The sequence below is a fragment of the Pseudomonas sp. CAU 1711 genome (genome assembly GCF_039888625.1).
Lineage (GTDB): Bacteria > Pseudomonadota > Gammaproteobacteria > Pseudomonadales > Pseudomonadaceae > Aquipseudomonas.
The window spans coordinates 1-7,138 of record NZ_JBDQQT010000027.1 but is presented as its reverse complement, the minus strand read 5'-3'; the positions used below and the strand labels follow the sequence as shown (position 1 = coordinate 7,138).

The 7,138-nt window shown below is 54.3% G+C and carries 5 protein-coding genes; all 5 read left to right on the top strand.

Annotation, left to right across the window (positions count from 1 at the left end):
- Positions 1 to 319 (top strand): hypothetical protein (locus AAFN46_RS20395; protein WP_347810524.1); only part of this gene is annotated, 319 nt, incomplete at its 5' end.
- Positions 316 to 2,394 (top strand): hypothetical protein, encoded by a 2,079-nt coding sequence (locus AAFN46_RS20390; protein WP_347810523.1) that lies wholly within the window; start codon positions 316 to 318, stop codon positions 2,392 to 2,394. The genes AAFN46_RS20395 and AAFN46_RS20390, both read left to right, overlap by 4 nt.
- Positions 2,395 to 3,411: 1,017 nt before the next feature.
- Positions 3,412 to 4,947 carry a Fic family protein gene (locus AAFN46_RS20385; protein ID WP_347810522.1) on the top strand — a complete coding sequence of 512 codons (1,536 nt, stop codon included), beginning with the start codon at positions 3,412 to 3,414 and terminating at the stop codon, positions 4,945 to 4,947.
- A 61-nt stretch (positions 4,948 to 5,008) separates the two neighbouring features.
- A complete protein-coding gene (locus tag AAFN46_RS20380; RefSeq protein WP_347810525.1) occupies positions 5,009 to 5,812 on the top strand; it encodes an inositol monophosphatase family protein in 804 nt (267 codons plus the stop codon).
- Positions 5,809 to 6,048 carry an AbrB/MazE/SpoVT family DNA-binding domain-containing protein gene (locus tag AAFN46_RS20375; protein ID WP_347810521.1) on the top strand — a complete coding sequence of 80 codons (240 nt, stop codon included), beginning with the start codon at positions 5,809 to 5,811 and terminating at the stop codon, positions 6,046 to 6,048. Before AAFN46_RS20380 ends, AAFN46_RS20375 begins: the two co-directional genes overlap by 4 nt.
- Positions 6,049 to 7,138: the final 1,090 nt, after the last annotated feature.

Sequence of the window (7,138 nt, the reverse complement as noted above, 5' to 3'; positions counted from 1 at the left end):
TTGCGGCGGCCAGAAACACCGAAATGAGCGAGCCATCTGGTCGATTTTGACCCACTGGCCGCTTTCAAAATTGGCGAAGGCCGAAGTCAGCCAGAAAAACCGCTCTACTTCAGACCTTCCCTATGTCAACACGCAACCCAACCACAACGATCTAAATGCCGAGCGCGAGTTTAATTTCGGGGAGTCAATCCACTTCCTAAACGCTTTCAAGACGATCACTAGCTACGTCCCTACCAAGGACAAGAATCGCATCTTTAAAGTCGATGACCGCTTGATGATCAACCCTACTCTGGAACAGCTGCTAAGGAGCGCGGAATGACCCTTTTCAACGTCCTGGAACCAGGAGCAGCCGCCAAGGCCCGCACCAACATGCTGAAGCTACCTGGCGACCTGGAGACCATCATTGATCGCTTGTCGGCCCGCACCGAAGGGGTTGGGCATATTCAGGCGGCCGTGGTTGAGGTAACCCGTAACTCTGACGAGAGGACCGAGAGGTACTACCAGCGCGTTGATGCGACCATCAAAGACTTCATCCGCAAGAAGCTTGGCCTTTCTGCCCTAACCAAAGTGCACTACAGCAAATTCAACGCGAGAAAGGGGGTTTTCGGTTTCCTATATCTGAGCGCCCTGCCCCCAGAGCCTGGTCAGGTTCGCGAGGTCATCGCTGAGCATTCGCTGAATCCTCTCTACGCGATTCAAGCCCTGCTGGACCTGAAACTCAAACTTTCGTTCCTCATGGACGTGGACAAGCACTATGAAATTGCCCCGGTCGAATTCAATGCTGACCTGTACATTGGACTGATGCTGAGCCGCACATCCAAGGACGGAAAATTTGTCTTCGATGCACTGGCGTACGACCTGTTCTTCTCCAAAGAACAGGAGCTCGCCATTAAGCTCAATCGAGTGGTCATGGAATGCTCCACCACACAGGACGCCATCAGCCGATCGATCACAGACAGCGGCGAGCTTATGTTCGACTGGGCCGGGAAGCGATTCGAGCGCACCCGCCGGCTCAGCGCGACAACGAACAGTGATCGCAACTACATGGCCTTCGCCACGAACAATGAAAATGCCAAGGCCTGCGATCGCTATGAAAACAGCATCAACTACCATCAAACCGACTGTATCAATCGAATCGAGCGCTTACTGAATCTGTCAGGGGTTGAGTTTATCCCTGTCGTGTACGAAGCCACTCACCAGGTCAAAGCCTTCCTGGAAGGACTTCCGACCATGTCCAACCCACTTTGGCTGCTCGACACTGTCACGAGCTATTCAAGTGATGAGGCCCGACTTGGCTTCATCAGCGAGCTCGTCGACAGGTTTGGAGCATCAAAAGTGCTGGCCGCCGACTCCCTTCCAGACCCCACGCAACTGAATGTGGGCACAACGAACTATCTGGTTCTTAGTGAGAAGGTCAAAACCGTTGGGGGGAGCAAGAACGGATCCAGCATCTTTGAAACCTCCATCGACGAGTCCTTCAACTCCTTCTGGCAGGCTCTTGCTGCCAAGCAACGCAATCCCACAGCAGAGTTCGACTACTACACGTCGGTGAAACTACATCGCTTCGCCCAGTCTATCGGTAGCATCTGCCAGGGGTTCAACGTAGTCGCCAGCAAGCTTCCATCTGAGGCGGCAGTCGAAAAGTCCCTGCAGGAGCTGGCCCTGAAAGAGGCAATCCATAAGGACAAAGCCGTAACCATCAGCGAAGCAACGCTGCCCACAATGTCCCTAGAGCTGATGAGTTGCCGGAGAGACTGGAAGGAGAACGTCTATATCCAGGTTCTGGATGTATCCGTTGCCGGCGAGACAATCAAAATTGAGCAATCGCGCCGATACGACGAGGCCTCCAAGGGGGAATTCAACTACGAATTCAAGAAGCTCAGTACCACTCTCGGTAAAGGCGATGCGAAGCCATTCGATGTCATTTGGGATGGGGCGTTCCTGATCCGCGACAAAGAAACTAACGCCTGGCTAAACGCATACAGAACCGACCGGATACCCTCGATCATCGGGAACACCCTGTTCGACAACCAAGAGCGTCAGGACAACGGCATACCACCGTCACGAGAGGTTGGCATCCAAATATCTGCCCTCCCGTACTACCTCACGCCAACCAGGCAAAAACAGCGCCATAGCATCTTCATCCAGGAAAACGGTACTGAAGGGGCCTGGTTCTTTGTTGCGTCTAACAAAGCAGCCAACAACACCATCCCGAAGCAGAGCCTCGTCTACAACGTAGTAATCACGAACGATTCCGGAGCGAAGGTTCCCGTCTTGAGCCACCCGCTGGGTGAGATGTTCTTCTCTACGTTCACCTTCGACATAGTGAAGCTCCGGGAGTCGGCCAAGACCTCGATCCTTCAAAAAATCGTTGAGCTCTGTCTGCACAACTGAACAGAGCGGGGCTCCACATTGGCGCCGTACGCAAGGGACACTCCCCCCAGCAGAGATGTTTCGCACCAGATCAAGACGAGGATCGCATTTCGCCTCAAGCGTGCGCACCGCGAGTTCGACGTGTGCATACTCGAAAGTGTCCGTGCTAACGGGGCCTCGACAAATGTGCATCGGTCATGGACACACCAATGTCAATAACACCGTCACACGAGGCAACTGGGTCGCCCTCCACTTCGCAGTGACGCAGATCGACGAGAACTGCGCCAAAACATCAATGCCGATACTCCCTGGAATACCACTGGCTCGCCTTGGGCAAACAGGAGCGACTCAAACAGTCGGTTCCACTCAAGCTTAACCGGCCCCTCATGCTCGGGACGCCTTTCGACACCGGGTCCATAGACCTTGCTCCGTCCGTGTTTCCGATTCGATAACAGCCAGGAGGCATAAGGGTGCAGACCTGCGGCCAAGGCCAACGGATAAGGGGATGAGACGGCCGTCGACTTAGTACACTTGATGCACTAATTAATTTTCATTCTCATCTATTGACGACCAGTAGACAGCCCCGTAAGATGAAATTGTTCTCGCGGACTTCACTGCCATGTAGGCAGCTTAGAGATGATGAGACGCTTTCGAGCGTATTACCTTCACCACCCAGCGGGTGGCTGAACGCGAGAATGCTTTACCCTTTACTGCCATCTGGGCAGCTTAGAAAAAGGTTGGGATGGCCTCGGCCTACAAACCCGAATGCTCCACGTAAATGGCCTTCTGACTGAGGCCATCTCAGCCATGTAGGCTGTTTAGAGAAAATGTACCGATCCCTCGGGAAAGGTCCTGCTAAATGCAGAAATTCAGCCATGTAGGCTGTGGAAGGTAAGTGGGTCAGCACTCCTTCGCCCGGGAGATGCTTCGTAACATGCCGTTATGGGGAATCACCCAATAAGAAACCGCCTCTTGTGGGCGGTTTTTTATTTCCCTCCCAAGGTAGCCTTCCATCTCAGTAACTAAGGCTCAGTGGCCATGGGTCGCACCAATATCCTGGGCCCTAGCACATCTGAACTACGCCCCTCGCTCAGCCCCTCACCACTTGCGATGGCGCAGATCGCCTGGAACTGCGCCAAATACGTCGCATCAATTGGCGCAGTTCAGAAAACTGCGCCAGAATTGCGCCAACAGCATTCAAACGGCGCCAGCGAAGCTATGCCCTCCTCCACAGACATACTCAACAGTATCCAGGCATCTGGGAACGGACTTACGCTGACTGAGCTATTGGCCAAACACCCCGACATTGCTCGGAGGACAGCGCAGCGACTGATTGCAAAGCTGATAGAAAGCGGTCAAATCTCAGCGCAGGGTGAAGGTAGAGCACGGCGCTATTTCGGAACTGCTATCCGGGCAGAAACCAGCGCCCTGGACACTGATAGCTTTCCGTCCTTTATCCCGCTGTCGGCAGACAGCCGAGATATCCTCGCTTACATCAACCAGCCACCTGAAGCGCGCAAGCCCGTTGGCTACCAGCGCGACTTTCTAGACACCTACCAGCCGAACGTAACGAGCTACCTGCCTGAATCCTTGCGGCGCCAACTGCACAGGATGGGTAAAACCACGGATACCGTGGAGCCCGCAGGCACCTACAGCCGTGCAGTTCTGAATCGCCTGCTGATCGATTTGTCGTGGGCTTCTAGTCACCTAGAGGGGAACACCTACTCGCGACTCGATACTCGACAGCTCATTGAGCATGGCAAGGCCGCACAAGGCAAAGCAGCTATCGAAACACAGATGATCTTGAACCATAAAACGGCAATCGAGCTGTTGGTCGAGAACATCGAAAGTGCAGAGCTCAACCGCTACACATTGATGAACCTGCACAGCTCCTTGGCCGAGAACCTGCTTCCAAATCCTGCAGATGAAGGCCGCATCCGGCAGCATGCCGTCGACATTGGGAAAAGCACCTATCGCCCTCTCTCAACACCCCAGCAGATTGAGGACACCCTGGAGGTTCTGCTCAACAAGGCCAATCAGATTGCTGATCCGTTCGAGCAGTCGTTCTTCATGATGGTGCACCTGCCCTACCTGCAGCCCTTTGCCGACATCAACAAGCGCACCTCCAGACTGGCAGCGAACCTGCCACTGTTTCGTGCAAACCTATGCCCGCTGACATTTCTGGATGTACCCGAACAGGCCTACAGCCGCGCCACGTTAGGCGTCTACGAAATGACCCGGGTAGAGCTACTGCGCGACCTGTACCTCTGGGCCTACGAACGCTCAACGCAGGAGTACCTGGCAATCAAGCAAGACCTTGCTGAACCAGACCCACTTCGACTGACCTGGCGGGACTTCATCAAATCGACCATTCGCGAGGTCGTCACTCATCCGGAGCTTGATCCACTGGCCTGCATTCAACGCGCTGTAGCAGAGCATGTTTCAGACACTGAGCAGCCAGAAGTACAAGCCCTGATCGTTGAAGAGCTCCGACGGCTGCACGAAGGGGTGCTAGCGCGTTACGGATTACGGCCATCCGAGTTCAGTCTCTGGAAATCGCGCCATGGGAACTGATGAGTTCACGTCCAACCATTCGCGCCCTCAAGCAGAAAGCGAACACTCAATGCTGGACCCTATGGATTACGAAAGACTCCTTGCAAAGGTCATCCAACTAGTCGAAGACGCTGGCCTGCTGCTCATTACTGAATGGCAGCGCCCAGAGGGGCCTCGCGGCTCCGGCGATAAAGCTGAAGTCGATATTGAAATCGAGTCACTGCTGAGGCCTGGGCTACTGCAACTGCTGGACTGCGATTTCTGGGGCGAGGAAACAGGCCATAGGCTCACAGGAGCCAGGTATTGCTGGGTTGTTGACCCCAATGATGGGACTGCAGACTTTCTGAAAGGCCACAAAGGCTCTGCCATATCTGTCGGCTTGCTTGAGGGTGCCCAACCGGTGCTTGGCGTGGTCTACGCCCCTGTTTTGCCGGATGGTGATTCTGACTGCGTCGCATGGGCAAAAGGGTCACCATGTGTGCTTCGCAATGGAAGCCCCATTAACGCCACACTCGCCCAAAAGAAATGGAATCAAGACAGCCGAGTTATGGTCAGCACTGCAGCAACGGACAAGCCCGAAATCAATTCTGAATTGTGCTCACCAGGTTGCTTTGTGGCGATGCCCAGCATCGCCTATCGGTTGGCACGTGTCGCAGCAGGTGATGGGGATGCAGGCGTATCGCTTGTGCCGGTTTCAGCGCACGATGTGGCTGCAGGTCATGCGCTGCTAATTGGCGCAGGGGGCGTGCTGATTGACCAGGATGGGAACAGCATCACTTATGTCACTGAAGCCGACATGCAGACAGTATCTCGGAGATGCTTTGGCGGCACGCGAGAAGCCTGCCAGACACTGGCAAGCCGAAATTGGAGCAAGGTATTTACATGAAAACGCTAAAAGTCGTGATCGAGGATTGGGATGGTGATGGCGCCATTCGCATTCCCGATGAGGTCCTCCAAGAGCTCGGTGTAGATGTTGGTGACTCCCTTTATCTAGTCGAGGAATACGTTGGCTCAACGCGCTGCCTAGTGCTGAGCAAAACTGAACGTATTCCAGACCGCATTGATGAACTGGTCGGACACTGGGATACCTTTGGAAAAGCGCAGAATGTTACGGATGATTGAGCAGGCAACTAGGCAGAACTGGCTGCACGACCTGTCGCATGACGACATGAGCAAGCGTTTAGAGGACTGATTGGGGCAACCACCTGAACCAAAAACGCCTTGATCAATCCAGCCAGTTCAACTCCCCAGAAAGGATTTGAACCCCAAACACCCTCCCTGTACCGCGCTAAGCCTTTGAAGTAAAAATCGATTTGGATGCGCTCTTGACGGAAGACTCAAGGTTCCTATACTACTTAACGACTGAGTGAGATCCTACAAATCAGTTTTCCGAGGCCAAGTGCCTGAAACGCTGATTTGAGCCGGGTATTTGTGTCTATGGATTCAAATCCCCCCGGCTCCACCAAATAAACCCCTGATTCTCCTAGAGAAATTCAGGGGTTTTTCTTTTGGGTGTCGACAATTTTTCGAGCAACACACGGGCCAAACCTGCTTATTGATACGGCCCGGACAAGCGCCACCCATCGACTATCCGAGGCAAAAGCGTTGCACCATCAAGCAACGTGATAGACTGCCGCCGCCGCAAGGTGATAGGCACAGAGGGCACCAACCCTCTCTACCTAAGCGGCAACGCAGTCCTGCTTGGACACGACACGTACTCGGGACACCGTCCCTCTTCAACGCTGGCCCAACTCTCTTGAGATCGAGAGTCATACGCCACGTCGCCTTGATACCAGTCGTACCCCACTCCCTGCCCATGGTTCCTTGCCAAGCAAGACACCGTGGCCGCGCTGCACGATCTCAATCGTCCTCACTGGCATCACCTCCTGTCGAGACAAATATTCGCCGCTGCTTCGGTCTGCTCGCGCATGACCAGGCTATCGGTCAAACAACACGCGAGCGCATGCATAACGCAGGCTCGCCCGACATGAGTACCAATCATGACCACACCCATCATCTGCCGGACTTACCGACAACCTGCCAGCCAATGTAGCTGCTTTCGCTGCCGCCCTCTCATGGCGAATGTCCAGCTAAGGAAATTCTGAAGAAGACTTCCCGAATCTGGTGAAATACGCCGATCCCGTTGCCCGAGTTTCCCGATGAAGCAGATGACCTTCGCCGATGCCGAGTACGCCGGCAAGCGCAAGCAGAC